The 14,754-nt window shown below is 47.4% G+C and carries 11 protein-coding genes; 2 read left to right on the top strand and 9 right to left on the bottom strand.

Going from position 1 to position 14,754, the window contains the following annotated elements; genetic code table 11:
* Window positions 1–64: 64 nt before the first annotated feature.
* From C3V36_06685 to C3V36_06675, 3 genes are all read right to left on the bottom strand, one after another.
* The gene (locus C3V36_06685) at window positions 65–2,533 is read right to left on the bottom strand and encodes a glycogen phosphorylase (protein ID AVM68949.1); all 2,469 of its coding nucleotides are present in this window, start codon (window positions 2,531–2,533) and stop codon (window positions 65–67) included.
* A 397-nt stretch (window positions 2,534–2,930) separates the two neighbouring features.
* On the bottom strand, window positions 2,931–4,028 hold the full coding sequence (locus C3V36_06680; protein ID AVM68948.1) for a hypothetical protein: 1,098 nt from the start codon (window positions 4,026–4,028) through the stop codon (window positions 2,931–2,933).
* Between the two features lie 16 nt (window positions 4,029–4,044).
* Window positions 4,045–4,413, bottom strand: coding sequence for an ArsR family transcriptional regulator (locus C3V36_06675; protein ID AVM68947.1), 369 nt, complete (start codon window positions 4,411–4,413; stop codon window positions 4,045–4,047).
* A gap of 418 nt (window positions 4,414–4,831) precedes the next feature.
* Here C3V36_06675 and C3V36_06670 point away from each other — a divergent pair, with 418 nt between their 5' ends.
* On the top strand, window positions 4,832–5,053 hold the full coding sequence (locus C3V36_06670; protein AVM68946.1) for a hypothetical protein: 222 nt from the start codon (window positions 4,832–4,834) through the stop codon (window positions 5,051–5,053).
* A gap of 19 nt (window positions 5,054–5,072) precedes the next feature.
* Window positions 5,073–6,974, top strand: coding sequence for a cadmium-translocating P-type ATPase (cadA, locus tag C3V36_06665; GenBank protein ID AVM68945.1), 1,902 nt, complete (start codon window positions 5,073–5,075; stop codon window positions 6,972–6,974).
* A gap of 96 nt (window positions 6,975–7,070) precedes the next feature.
* Here the strand turns inward: cadA and groL are convergent, their stop codons facing one another.
* The 6 genes from groL to C3V36_06635 all read right to left on the bottom strand — a co-directional run bounded on the left by groL (window position 7,071) and on the right by C3V36_06635 (window position 14,510).
* Entirely contained in the window at window positions 7,071–8,699 is a 1,629-nt protein-coding gene (groL, locus tag C3V36_06660) for a chaperonin GroEL (GenBank protein ID AVM68944.1), read from the bottom strand.
* Window positions 8,700–8,840: 141 nt separating this feature from the next.
* Complete coding sequence (locus tag C3V36_06655; GenBank protein AVM68943.1) at window positions 8,841–9,128, bottom strand: co-chaperone GroES; 288 nt, start codon at window positions 9,126–9,128, stop codon at window positions 8,841–8,843.
* Between the two features lie 68 nt (window positions 9,129–9,196).
* Complete coding sequence (locus C3V36_06650; protein ID AVM68942.1) at window positions 9,197–9,379, bottom strand: hypothetical protein; 183 nt, start codon at window positions 9,377–9,379, stop codon at window positions 9,197–9,199.
* A gap of 30 nt (window positions 9,380–9,409) precedes the next feature.
* Complete coding sequence (locus tag C3V36_06645; GenBank protein ID AVM68941.1) at window positions 9,410–10,177, bottom strand: hypothetical protein; 768 nt, start codon at window positions 10,175–10,177, stop codon at window positions 9,410–9,412.
* 339 nt (window positions 10,178–10,516) lie between these two features.
* A complete protein-coding gene (locus C3V36_06640; protein ID AVM68940.1) occupies window positions 10,517–12,151 on the bottom strand; it encodes a glutamine--tRNA ligase in 1,635 nt (544 codons plus the stop codon).
* Between the two features lie 268 nt (window positions 12,152–12,419).
* On the bottom strand, window positions 12,420–14,510 hold the full coding sequence (locus C3V36_06635) for a methyl-accepting chemotaxis protein (GenBank protein ID AVM68939.1): 2,091 nt from the start codon (window positions 14,508–14,510) through the stop codon (window positions 12,420–12,422).
* Window positions 14,511–14,754: the final 244 nt, after the last annotated feature.

The raw sequence follows: 14,754 nt of genomic DNA, 5'->3' as shown, positions 1-14,754 counted from the left end.
CGGCCCCTGCCGGAGCCGCTTTCGTCTTTCCTTTTATCCTGCTGTCAAAAACCTTACACCTGGACTATTCCTCGCCCGGAATTCTAACCTTCACCTTTTTCAAATGCCAAATTTCCTGAGCGTATTCTTCAATCGTTCTGTCCGAAGAAAACTTACCGGCGTTCGCCGTATTGATTAAGGTTTTCTTCGCCCATTCACCGGCGTTGCGGAACTCCTTATCCACTCTGGCCTGCGCTTCAATATAGCTGGGCAAATCTCTTAAAATAAAGTATTGATCTGCCGGTTCGCCGCCGCCGTTGAGGAGCGAGTCATAAATTTCCCGGAACAGCTCCGGATTTTCCGGCGAATAGAAGCCATTAATCAGCTGCATAACCACCCGCCGAATTTCCTGATTGGAGTTATAAATCTCCCACGGATCATAGCTGCCCTCATGCTGCAAACGAATGACCTCATCGCTGCTCATACCGAAAATAAACGCATTTTCCGCTCCGGCTTCCTCAACAATCTCAATATTAGCTCCATCCATCGTGCCCAGCGTTACCGCACCATTAAGCATAAACTTCATGTTGCCGGTACCGGACGCTTCCTTGGATGCCGTTGAAATCTGCTCCGACACATCAGCCGCCGCAAAAATGATTTCAGCATTGGACACATTATAGTTTTCAATAAAAACAACCTTCAGCTTGTTGTTGATGCTCGGATCATTATTAATCACATCGCCGATACTGTTAATCAGCTTAATAATCTTCTTGGCCCGATGATAGCCCGGCGCCGCTTTCGCACCCATAATAAAGGTACGCGGCATAATATCCAGATGCGGATTATCGCGCAAGCAGTTATACAAATGCATAATGTACAGCGCCAGCATCAACTGTCTTTTGTACTCGTGCAGACGCTTAACCTGAACATCAAAAATGGAGCGGGGATCAACCTCGACATTATTATGCTCTTTAATATATTTGGCCAATCTTTCCTTGTTTTCGTATTTAATCCGGCTGAAATCCTTGAGCGCCTTTTCATCATCGACGTAATCCATCAGCTTTTTCAAATGCGGTAAATCCATGACCCAGCCATCGCCGATCTTGTCGGTAATCCATTCGGCCAGCTTCGGATTGCCGTGCAGCAGGAAACGTCTTTGCGTAATGCCGTTGGTCTTGTTGTTAAACTTTTCCGGATACATGGCATAAAAATCTTTGAGCGCTTCTTTTTTCAAAATCTCGGTATGAAGTCTGGCCACGCCGTTGACCGAATAACTGCCGACAATGGCCAAATGCGCCATCTTAACCTGACCGTCCGCGACGATTGCCATTCTTCTGAGCAGCTGACTGTCATCACCGAACTTGTCAATCACCTGCGCGCAGAAGCGGCGGTTAATTTCTTCCACGATCTGATAAATGCGCGGCAGCAGGCGGCTGAAAATCTCAATCGGCCATTTTTCCAAGGCTTCGCTCATAATGGTATGGTTGGTATAGGCGCAGCACTGGGTAACGATTGCCCAAGCCTCTGCCCATTCCAAACCCTCATCATCAACCAAAATCCGCATCAATTCCGGCACAGCCAGTGACGGGTGAGTATCGTTGATATGGAAGGTCACCTTGCTCGGCAGCTTTTTAAAATCTTTGTACTTTTTCTTAAACTTATTGACCGCCGTCTGCAAAGTTGCGGAAATAAAGAAATACTGCTGTTTCAGGCGCAGTTCCTTACCCTGAACGTGGTTGTCGTTCGGATAAAGCACTTCGACAATCGTTCTGGCCAGGTTTTGCGCTTCTCTGGCCTTATTGTATTCGCCCCGATCAAACATTTCCAAATCAAAGCTGTGTACCGCTTCGGCATCCCACAGCCGGAGCGTATTAATCGTACTGTTGTTATAACCGACAATCGGCACGTCATAGGGAATGGCCATGACCGACTGATAGTTTTCCTGAACAAACTTTTCCTTGCCGTTTTCCTGCTTGGCCATGCGGACATTGCCGCCGAACTTGACTTCAACACCGTATTCCGGCCGGCGAATTTCAAAGGGATTGCCGTTTTTGAGCCATTCGTCCGGCTTTTCTACCTGATAGCCGTCAATAATTTTCTGTTCAAAAATACCGTAGCGATAGCGGATACCGCAGCCATAAGCCGGATATTCCAGGCTGGCCAACGAGTCCAAAAAGCAGGCAGCCAGTCGCCCCAAGCCACCGTTACCAAGGCCCGCATCCGGTTCCTGGTCTTCCAGCACATTCAAATCAAAGCCCAACTCATCCAAGACCTCGCGCACGACCTTGTCGCAGCGCAGATTGATGATATTGTTGCCCAGTGCCCGTCCCATTAAAAATTCCATTGACATATAGTATACTATTTTAGCGTCTTCTGCCTCGTATGTTCTGTGGGTCGCAATCCATTCGTCTACAATAATGTCTCTGACCGAATAAGCCACCGCCTGAAACAGCTGCTGTTCCGTCACATCGTCGATCGTCGTTCTGAAAAGGTTCTTGATATTCTCGAATATTGCCTGTTTAAAACTTTCCTTGGTTACGGTTAATCGATCCATTCTTTTCCTCCGTAAGAATCTTATCAATATATTCTAAGCACAGTATATCACAACGCTCCAAAAATTAGCAAGCATAATTTCAACTTTCCTATGTTCTTCCAAACAGTCTTTTTAAGGCAGACTGCATGGCGGGAACGATAGGCAAATTGCCGAAAGTGAAGTCCATGCACCCGTTCTTTGAACGGGATAGAGCCTAAAAAGACTATAGGAAAGTTGAAATAATTTCTTTGCTCGCTGCGCTTTTAAAATTTCTTAATGCCTGCTTGAGCTTTCACCGGAGAACTTTTTCTGACATTCCTGTAGTTCAGCTTTCCTGTCTTCGGCTATTTATCCATTTGGCACGGAAACATCTAAAGTTTTAGATTGCGGGGCAGCAAAGCCAACTCCGGCTTACAAATTACACGGATGGTAAAAACACGCTTTCACTGCTGTCCCTAAACTCACCCCGGATTTCATCCCGGCCTTGAATCAGGAGTTCTTCCGGCTTTCGTCCCGCCTCCCGCCACGCCGCTAAAACCGACGGCAAATGTTGGGTATTTGTTGCCAGCCCCTGCGCCGAAAAGGCGGTCAGCATCGCCACATCGCCTATGCTGTCGCCCATCACCAAAAGCGGCTCCCGACCATGCTTCGGCAAAAGACAGCGGCGAATCGCCTCGGCCTTACCTTCTTTAATCGGCATTGGTACCCCCGCTTTTACACGGGTCATGATTTTTTCACTGTCATCAACATCTATTTTCAGCGCCAGCACATTTTCCGGCGAAATCCCATAGTGAGCGGCATGCACCTGAACAACGGCTTCATGCGAAGCGCTGCACACATAAACGTCAATCCCGTTCTCCATGCACTTATGAAAAAACTCAGCCTGCTCCGGCACAAAACGCAGCCCCACATAATAAACCGCTTCCAGCGCCTGCCCGTCTGCCGTGTAACGATAGACCCGGCGCTCCGGCCGAATCTTCTGCTCCCGAGCAATGCTTTCTTCCGTCAGGCGCTTCACTTCCGCCAGGGAATAGCCCGCGAACAAATAAACAATCCGGCAGCACTCGGCGACATAACCAAACGGATATTTATAAAGACAAGCCATCGCCTGGACAAAGGCCGCATGCGCCGGACTTTTTTGTACCGCCGCCAACGGCTCGCTGCCGCCCAGTCCTTCGCAGCGGCTGTACAGTTCCCGGTAAAAAACGGCGATATCGCGGCGCAGTTCTTCTGTTTCTGCTTTCTGTACTGCGGTCAGCTCCATGGCAATCACCTCGGCCAAGCGCTCCGGCGTCAGACGGTAACATAAGTTTTCCGCCTGATACAAAAACAAGCTCTGCTGCGAGTCAAAAATAATGGCGGTATTGTCCCAATCCGTCACAATATAAGGCTTACCGTGCTGTCCGGTTGGCCGGCTCTGGTTTTTTTCTATTAAGTTTTCAAACGTCCGGCGCACGGCCGGTGCATAATTCGGTGCAGTTAAAATCGACATTTTTCCCTCGTTTCTTCGTTCCATTCCTTAAAATCAACCATTATTTCCCGGGGCAATGAATTTCGGCAATTTCTTCAATGGTATCATGAAGCTGACGAACCATCGGAGAATCAACCGCTTTGTAATATACTTCTTTGCCGTCACGGCGGACGGATGCCAGCCCGGCTGTCTTTAAAATGCGGAGATGATGCGATACCGCCGGCGATGACATGGAAACCAGCGCCGCAATATCAATCACGCATTCCTCCGTATGACAAAGCAGCCAGAAAATGCGAAGCCGCGTCGGGTCACCGAGATGCTTCATTGCGTCCGCTACCGCGGAAATAGTCTTTTCGTCAGGTATCTTTTCAAGAATTGCCCTATTTTCTTCTTCGGAATGATGCTGGTGAGGTAATTTTATTTCTTTCATTATAAATACTCCTGCATTTAAAATTGATCGCTCAACTTTCCCTATCAAAAACTCCCTTTTTTATACAGGCACATGACCTGACTTTGACAAAGATGGGAAACTGAGTTAATAGCTTGATTATACATCAAATGTTATCGGTGTCAAATACTTTGTTACCGTTCCGGCAAGCAGGTATTAACAGGTAATCCAAACATAAAGTTTACTTTCATAGGAAATATCAATACATAGTGGTTTAACGCCTGTACTCATAATTTGCTGAAAGTAAACTACGAGCATCTATCTTAAAACTGTATGATCTCTGTATCATCAAATTTTAAAATGATATTGACAATCATTACAATGTAGGTTAATATATAGATAACAATTAAATGATTGCTTAATTATAAAATATAATCCGCCGCCGAAAGGAGAGATTATCATGAAGAAAAGCTATAAAATTGATGTTGACTGCGCCGCCTGCGCCGACAAGATGGAATTAGCAGCTAAGAAAACAGCCGGTGTTAAGGACGTGGCCGTAAACTTTATGACCTTGAAAATGAAAGTCGAGTTTGAAGACGGAGCAAATGAAACGGAAGTTATGAAAAATGTCAGAAACAACTGCAAGAAAGTAGAAGCTGACTGCGAGGTTTTTTATGAATAATCATAAGGGGTGAACCAGCGTGAATAAAAAACAAAAGAAAAATCTGATCCGGATCGGCAGCACGACAGCCCTAATGCTTATCCTGCATTTTGTACCGGCGCAGGGAACGGTAAAGTTCGGCCTGTATCTGATTCCGTATCTGCTGATCGGATATGACATCTTAATCAAGGCCGGGAAAGGGATCGTCAATCGGCAGCCCTTTGACGAAAGCCTGCTGATGGCAATCGCGACTGTCGGCGCCATTGTTCTTGCTCTTTATCGGAGCGGCGACTATGTGGAAGCGATTGCTGTTATGCTTTTTTATCAGGTGGGCGAATGGTTCCAGAGTTATGCGGTCGGCAAAAGCCGCAAGAGCATTTCCGATCTGATGGATATTGCACCGGATTATGCTAATATCGAGGACGCTGGCGGAACACTCACGCAGGTCGACCCAGATGATGTCGAAATCGGTTCCGTCATTGTCATTAAACCCGGTGAAAAAGTGCCGCTGGACGGTATCGTACTGACCGGGCGTTCCTCCCTGAATACAGCCGCGCTGACCGGCGAATCTCTGCCCCGAGACGTGGAAAAAGGCTCCGAGATTCTTTCCGGCAGCATCAATTTAAACGGACTGCTCAAGGTCAGGACAACCAAAGAGTTCGGCGAATCAACCGCATCTAAGATTCTGGAACTGATTGAGGATGCCAGTTCCCGCAAATCCAAGTCGGAAGATTTTATTACCAAGTTTGCCCGGGTTTACACCCCGATCGTAGTGTATGCTGCCGCGGCGCTTGCCATTCTTCCTCCGGTATTTCTGACACTGACCGGCGGCCGGCCGCTGTGGGGCGAGTGGCTTTACCGGGCACTTACCTTTCTGATTATCAGCTGTCCCTGCGCACTGGTCGTTTCCATCCCGCTGTCCTTTTTTGCCGGACTTGGCGGCGCCAGCAAACAGGGCATTCTGGTCAAAGGCTCCAATTATATGGAGACACTGTCGGAGGTCAGAACCATTGTGTTTGACAAAACCGGCACCCTGACAAAGGGAACATTCCGTGTCACCGTCATCCACCCCGAAATCATTGATCAGGAAAAGCTGCTCCATTTAGCCGCTCATGTTGAACGCTTCTCAACTCATCCGATTGCCCAATCGCTGCGCGATGCCTATCCGAATGAACAAGACAGCTGCAGCGTGGAAAATGTAGAGGAAATTGTCGGACACGGCATCCGGGCGGCGGTCAACGGCGATACGGTCTGCGTTGGTAATTCCAAAATGATGGATTCCATCGGTGCGGCATGGAAGCCCTGCGACCATATCGGCACGATTATTCATGTCGCCATCAACGGTACCTATGTCGGACATATCGTGATTGCCGATGCGCTCAAAGAACACAGCCGGGCCGCCATCAAGGAACTGAAAAAGCATGGCGTACGCAAAACCATTATGCTGACCGGCGATACCAAAGATGTGGCCGAGGGTGTCGGCCGGCAGCTGGGAGTTGATGAAATCCACAGCGAACTTCTGCCGCAGGATAAGGTCAGCAAGGTGGAAACGCTGCTTGCAGCCAGAAAAAATAAAAGAGAAAGGCTGGCTTTCGTCGGCGACGGAATGAATGATGCGCCGGTTCTGTCCCGGGCTGATATCGGCATTGCAATGGGCGGTGTAGGCAGCGATGCCGCAATCGAAGCGGCAGACGTTGTCCTGATGGATGATGACCCTTATAAAATCCCAATGGCCATCCGCATCTCCAGAAAATGCCTCCGCATTGTCAAAGAGAATATTTGGCTCGCTATCGGTGTCAAGAGTCTGGTTCTAATTTTGGGTGCTCTCGGATTCGCCAATATGTGGGCCGCCGTTTTTGCGGATGTCGGCGTAACCATCCTCGCCGTTCTGAACGCAACCCGAAGCATGTATTTCAACTTCCGCCAGCCGCAAAACGGATAGCATTTCTGACCTGAACCGCAGCAAAAAGCACGCTTTGCCGAAAGGCTCTGCGTGCTTTGGTTTTATTCTTTTTTCTTGCTTTTTCTTACACTTTTCTTACATCATACCCATGCCGCCGCCAGGCATTCCGCCCATCGGAGCAGCTTCCGGTTCTTTGATATCAGCCACAATCGCTTCGGTCGTCAGCAAGGTAGAAGCCACGGAATTGGCGTTTTGCAGTGCCGACCGGGTTACCTTGGTCGGGTCGATAATGCCGTTTTTAACCATATCGACATATTCTTCGGTCAAAGCATTAAAACCAATTCCCGGTTTTTCTTCCTTGACTTTATTGACCACCACCGAACCTTCTAAACCGGCGTTGGAAACAATCTGCCGCAGCGGCTCTTCCAAAGCCTTAGCTACGATCTGAGCACCGGTTCTCTCATCGCCGTCCAGTTCCGAAACCAGCTTGGCCAGCGCCTTAGAAGCTGCTACATAAGCCGAACCGCCGCCGGCGACGATACCTTCTTCCACTGCCGCCCGGGTTGCTGCCAAAGCATCTTCCATCCGCAGCTTTTTCTCCTGCATTTCGGTTTCGGTGGCTGCACCGACCTTAATTACGGCTACGCCGCCAGCCAGTTTCGCCAATCTTTCCTGTAATTTTTCCGTATCAAACTCGGAAGTGGTTTCTTCAATCTGCGCTTTAATTTGAGCCACTCTGGCTTTGATCTTAGCCGAATCACCGGCGCCGTCAATGATAATGGTATTTTCCTTTTCCACCTTAACCGACTTCGCCTGACCCAGCATATCCAGTTTAGCATCCTTCAGTTCACGGCCAAGCTCACTGGAAATCACTTCGCCGCCGGTCAGGATGGCAATATCTTCCAGCATTGCCTTTCTCCGGTCGCCAAAGCCCGGTGCTTTCACCGCTACGACATTGAAAGTACCGCGCAGCTTATTGACAATCAAGGTAGCCAAGGCTTCACCCTCAACATCTTCGGCAATAATCAAAAGTTTCGCACCGGTCTGCACTACTTCTTCCAATACCGGCAGGATTTCCTGAATGTTGCTGATTTTCTTATCGGTAATCAGGATATAGGGATTATCCAGTTCCGCTACCATCTTATCCATATTGGTAGCCATGTACGAAGACAAGTAACCCCGATCAAACTGCATTCCTTCTACTACTTCCAAAGTGGTTTCCATGGTCTTGGATTCTTCAATCGTGATAACTCCGTCCTTGGATGCCTTTTCCATGGCATCGGCAATCATACTGCCGACAGCCTTATCACCGGCCGAAATAGCGGCTACCTCGGCGATTTGTGCCTTGCCTTCCAGTTCCCGGCTCATACCTTGGATTTCTTCAACTGCTAACTTGGTAGCCTTATTCATGCCGTTTCTTAAAATAATCGGATTTGCACCGGCAGCTACATTTTTCAGACCTTCCCGAATCATGGCCTGCGCCAGCACCGTTGCCGTGGTCGTACCGTCACCGGCTACGTCATTGGTCTTGGTGGCTACTTCCTTAACCAGCTGTGCACCCAGATTTTCAAAGGAATCTTCCAATTCAATCTCCTTGGCAATCGTAACACCGTCATTGGTAATCAGCGGCGTACCGAACTTTTTGTCCAAAACTACATTTCTGCCCTTAGGGCCAAGTGTTACCTTAACGGTATCGGCTAATTTATTGACACCGGCTTCCAGCGCCGTTCTTGCTTCTGCTCCAAACTTAATTTCCTTTGCCATTTTGCTTTCCTCCTGCTTTTATGTGATTCCGTTTTCCCGGACTTATCGTCCTTTTTTCCCGGCTGCAGCCGGGTCATGCGGGAAAAGTAGATATGTTATCTTCAGCTTTCCAAAGCCTTGGTTCTGTTTTATTTTAAAGGCTTAGCCTTCCACAATCGCTAAAATATCGGACTGCCGAACAATTTTTAATTCCTCGCCTTTGATCTTGACATCCGTTCCGGCATATTTGGAATAAATAACCCGGTCATTGACTTTCACTTCCATTTTTACTTCCTTGCCGTCAACGATTCCGCCGGGGCCGACTGCCAAAACAATCGCTTCCTGCGGTTTTTCTTTGGCATCGCCTGTTAAAATAATACCGGATGCCGTAGTTTCTTCGGCTTCAACTTGCTTTAATACAACTCTGTCTGTAAGTGGCTTTAAATTCATGATAACTCCTCCTAAGCTTTTTCTTTTTTGTTAGCACTCATTTCCATCGAGTGCTAAGTGTCTTTAGTTTATATAAAATCAATGAAATTGGCAAGTTCAAAAAACGTCAAAAAATATATGAAATCTCCGTTTTTCTTTATTTTTCTTTGTTTTTCTCTTTTTTTCTCTATTTTCAAAGTTTTAAGCAGTTTTATATTTTCTTTATTTATTCTCTTTTTTCGGGCAGCACCTTCCTGCCGCTTTCCGGTCAAAGTCTGCCGCTGCCTCTATTTAAAAAAGCTTTATTCTGATGCTTTTCTTTCGGCACTTAAAATTTCTTTCAGCGCCAGCACTTTTTCTTTTACCCTTCTATTTTCATAAGCACTGAACTCCCGTTTGGTCATACATTCCCGCAGCCATTTTTCGCTTTCTTCCATATTGCCGATCCGGTAAAAGAGTACGGCTTCCAAATAAGCCAAGGTTAAATCATTCATTCCTCGGATTGGGAAATCTTCGCCGATATAGGCCTCAGCAAAGCTCTTAGCCGCTGCTTTATAATATTTCAGGGTTTCCTCCCCCAAATCGACCTTATCATTCGCCTCCATCCATTCGCCCTCAGCGGTCTTTTTATAAAACCAGGCAATGTGCAGCATCAGATAGGCCCATTCGGAAGCCTTTAAGTCCATAACCTGACCGGACAGCTGCGCCAGCTTATAGCGCTCCTCCGACTGCTCGCGAGTCAAAAGCAGCGGATAATTCCGGGGTTGAAACTTAGGCAAAATCTTTTCCCGCAACGATTGTCTCTGTTTTTCACCGACCTCTTCATAACGGTCTGTCAGCATACTGTAACCGCAGTTAAAACAAACGGTTACATCATAGCCAAACGGCAAAATATCCGACACATAATGCGGCCGTAAATCCGGTTCCACATATTCCACCCGCAGTCTCGTATAGCGGGGATAACTGTCAAGAAAGGTACGCTTACAGACTGGACAGGTCATTTGCTTACGATACAGCCATTCCGGCAGTTTTTCGTCTTTTTCCTTATAGCGTACTTCAATTACTTTCATTTTTTTCTCCCTTTTTCAGTCGCACTCGTTTTCTGTTACAACTCTGGCAAAGATATTTAGGCTTGATACGACCGAAATTCTTGCTTTTTATCACTTATGCTTCCGACAGTCGAAAAGCCGCTGATTCATCGTCTTAAAACCAGCGGCCTCTTGTTATTTACTCAGCTTTTCTTTACCGAAACTTTGCTTTCGGCACAGGCGCACCAAGCTGCCCAGTCCGCCGGAGAAAGCTCCCTTATTTACTCAATTTCCCCTGATCGAAGTGCTACGCACTTCTGCCCGGGCGGGCGGTCTGCCTAAAAAAGACTGTTCTAGTTTTGCAGAACATGGGAAAGCCCCTTATTTATAAGATGATTTTAAAGAAACCGCTTCATTTAATATCATTCGCTCCTGGCTGCTGTCCTTAGGATCGACATTATAATAGCCCAAGCGAATCAACTGCATCTTATCTTCTTTTTTCAACTGCTTAATATACGGCTCCATCTTGGCATGCGGGAAAACGGTCAATGAATTTTCATTGATTTTCGGCTCGCCTTCTTCAGTTGTTTCAAATAAGTAACCGTACTGCCGGATTTCTACCTCCACGCCCTCCGTCATCGAAACCCAATGAATCGTACCACGCGGCTTTCGTCCCTCAAAGCCGCTTCCGCTTTTGGTTTCCGGATCATAGGTACAGCGCAGCTCAACAATATTGCCGGCTTCATCACGCACCACTTCATTACAGCGAATAAAATAAGCATACATCAGCCGGACCTCATCGCCTTTGACCAAGCGCTTGTATTTCTTATTGGGCGCTTCTTCCATAAAGTCCTCGGCTTCAATGTAAAGTTCACCGGTAAACGGAACTTTTCTTTGCCCCAGCGCTTCATTTTCCAAATTATTCGGCGCATCCAGCCATTCCACCCGGCCCTTTTCCCAGTTGGTAATCACTACCTTAATCGGGTCAAGCACTGCCATCAGACGCGGTGTTTTTAACTTCAAATCTTCCCGCAGAGCATGCTCAAGCATGGAAATATCAACTAAGCTCTTGCTCTTAGAAAGTCCGGTCATTTCAAAAAAGCTGTACAGCGATTCTTTGGTATAACCCCGGCGGCGCAGACCCTTAATCGTTGCCAGACGCGGATCATCCCAGCCGTCAATGACACCGGCCTCCACCAAAGGCCGAATCCGGCGCTTGCCCAGAACCGTATTGGTCAGCGCCAACTCCGCAAACTCAATTTGCTGCGGCGCATTCGGCCACTCCAGCTGCTCTAAGAACCAGTTGTAAATCGGCCGGTGATCTTCAAATTCCAAGCCACACAGGGAATGGGTAACCCCCTCAACCGCGTCCTCAATCGGATGGGCAAAGTCATACAGCGGATAAATCTTCCATTTATCGCCGGTAGCATAATGGTCTTTGTGCAAAATCCGGTAAATTGCCGGGTCACGCATATTCATATTGGGCGAAGCCATATCAACTTTGGCCCGCAGCACTTTTGCCCCATCCGGGAACTCGCCCTGACGCATTCTTTCAAATAATTCTAAGTTTTCCTCAATCGACCGATTGCGGCAGGGACTGTTTTTACCGGGCTCGGTCAATGTGCCCCGGTATTCCTTAATCTGCTCCGGCGAAAGGTCATCGACATAGGCAACGCCTTTTTTTATCAGGCGCAGCGCCGCCTCGTACAGCGCATCAAAATACGATGATGCCTTGTACTCCCGGTCGCCGTAATCGGCTCCCAGCCAGTGCAGATCTTCTTTGATGCTTTCGACATATTCCATCTTTTCCTTGGAAGGATCCGTATCGTCAAAGCGCAGATTAAACTTGCCGTTATACTTTTTGGCCATATTGTAATTGGTGATGATTGCTTTGCAGTGGCCGATATGCAGAAAGCCGTTCGGCTCCGGCGGAAAGCGGGTAACCACCTCTTTCACCCTGCCGCTCGCCAAATCGGCGTCAATAATATGCTCGATAAAGTTTTTGGATTCTTCCATTTGCTCAAACCTCCCAGTTTGTTTTCCAGTTCAGGCAAGCACGATACTTGATACGACGGGAAAGCTTGCTTTCAGCGAATTACAAGCGGCTTGTCTGGCTTGCCTGAACTGGAACGTTTTATTATCAGTCAAATCTGAAATCATTATAGCACAAGCCCCAAAAAATAGCCAGAAGATTTATAAAACATTCCTATCATCACAAAACCCGCTCTTTCAGCCCTATGGCTGATAAGAACGGGTTTTTGCTTTTCATAAAAACCAGAAGCTTTTAGAACTTAAACTTGGAAACCTCGTCCTGAAGCTCGACCGCAATCGTAGACAGATTTTCGCTGGCGCTGGAAATATTGTGAATCGACTGAGTCTGTGAATCCACCGCCGCCGCCGCTTCCTCGGTCGTCGCCGCGTTTTCCTCGGCAATCGCCGACAGGCTTTCGACTACTCTGACTACGTTTTGATTTTCCGCTTCCATCCGCTGCGAAGAAGCATTGATATTAGCCACAATCTGCTTGCTGCTTTCGACCGCCTGCGAAATCTCGCTGAACCTATCGCCGGTTTCCGCCATTTTCTCGTCCTGATTGGCAATCACATTTTCAACTGACTTCATAATCCCCACCGCACTTTCGGATTTACTCTTTAGCTCCTCAATCACCTTGCGGATCTCTTCGGTAAATCCGGCTGACTGCTCAGCTAACTTCCGAATCTCCTCAGCTACCACGGCAAAGCCCTTGCCGGCCTCTCCGGCTCTGGCTGCTTCAATTGCCGCATTTAGCGCCAGTAAATTGGTCTGATCGGAAATTGCCTGAATCATATCGCTGGCTGCCGAGATTTTTTCAGCACTCTTGCTGTTTTCCATAATGACATCGCTGATTTGATGCGATACCTTTTTATTTTCCTCGGAAGCCTGCGCCAATTCAGCTAAACTCTTATTTCCCTCTTCTTTTTTCCGGTCAATCGTGTCGGTCGCCGCCGATAATTCCTGCAAAATCTGAATCATTTCCGTCAGCAGATGATTTGATGTTTCCACGCTTTGGGAGGCACTTTGCGTATCCTCGGCCTGTGCTGTTGCCCCCTGAGCGATATTGTTAACCGCCGTCGCCACTTCACCGGCCGAGCCGGCAGTATTTTCGGCTGTGGCCGTCAATTCTTCCGCTGTCGCCGCTACGTTTTGCGTATTGGCAGAAATGGATCCAATTAACGTCCTAAGGTTTGTCGTCATCGTTTCTATACTGCGCAGCATCGCACCAATTTCATCATTGTTGCTGCGATACTTAGCCGCCAAATCATGCTCGGCCGACAGGTCAAAATCATATTCCGCCATTTTTCCCATCGCTTTTTGTGTCAGCCCAACCGGAATCCCAATCATTTTTCTAATTAAAAAGTATATCAACACAATCATCAGCACAATCACGCCCAGATTGACGCCAATCGCCACCCACAGACTGTGTTTGGCATTCTTGGTAAAGCTGCTCATGGTGTTGACGGATTGATACATCCAATTATCAGCCACCCCCTGAATATTGATCGGCACGGCAATAATCTTAGAGTAAACTCCCGTCACCGTTGATTCCTTTTCCGTATTCACTTCCTGATAATTCGATATCTGCTGGATATATTCTCTGATCTCCGGTGATTTGACCAACAGGTTTTGCGCGTTCATACCGGCATCTACGGAATTGGCTACCATCGTGCCGTCATTGGCAATAATCAGCTTGGCGCTGTCGGCCGAATTGCCTTCAATTGCATTGATTCTGTTTTGCAAATTGTTTAAATTAATAATAACACTAACTACGCCAATGGCCTCGCCGTTGCGGATAATCGGCGTAGCCATGCTCGTCAGCAGCTGTCCCTCGTAATCATACGGCGGCAAAATAATAACCTTCTTCTCCCTCATCGGCCGATTGTACCAATCACGTCCGTCCGGTTGAAGGTCCAACAGTTTGATGTTGCCGTCAGCTAATTCAGCATATACCGTAAACCGGCCGTAGGTATTATCCTTGCCGTCAAACTTATTCGGTTCAAACATCACGCCCAAGCCATCGACTTCCGCATTTTTTTGGGTAATCTCCGACAGACAGCTGATAATAAAATCTCGCTTTCTATCCTGAACCGGCAAATTCAAGCATTCATCTACCATAATATAAACATCGCTCATACTTTGATACATGGACGCAAAAACTGCCTCCGCCTCCCGCGCCAGCTTTCTGGTCTTCTCCATCTCAATCTTTTCATTGGCGCTCATTTCCGTCCTGTAGGAATTGACGGCATCATATACCGTCTTTAAGCCCAAAATAACCGTCAACGCCACCGCTACTATAATGCTTAATCTTACACCAATCGAACCATTTTTTCCTTTTTTCATATCCTTTTCCTTTCTTCATGCCTTGATTTTCACCAATTCCCCCTGATACCGATTTTCATTTGGCATATTTCTCTTTGACTACGTTTCTAACACGGCCTCACGAATGTCCACCGATTGCCTTCATTGTCCGTCGCCTCCTTATCTGCCTGCAAAAGCTTTCTTTGTCAAATCAGCCTTTTCACTTTCTGCCGGTGAACCTTTTGCTTTATCAACTGGCATCAAATGCCAAACAAAAGCGATAAAG

This window comes from Lachnospiraceae bacterium oral taxon 500 (assembly GCA_002999035.1).
In the GTDB taxonomy this organism is placed as follows: domain Bacteria; phylum Bacillota; class Clostridia; order Lachnospirales; family Vallitaleaceae; genus W11650.
Note: the sequence above shows the minus strand (reverse complement) of the source record. Positions and strands in the feature narration are given on the sequence as shown.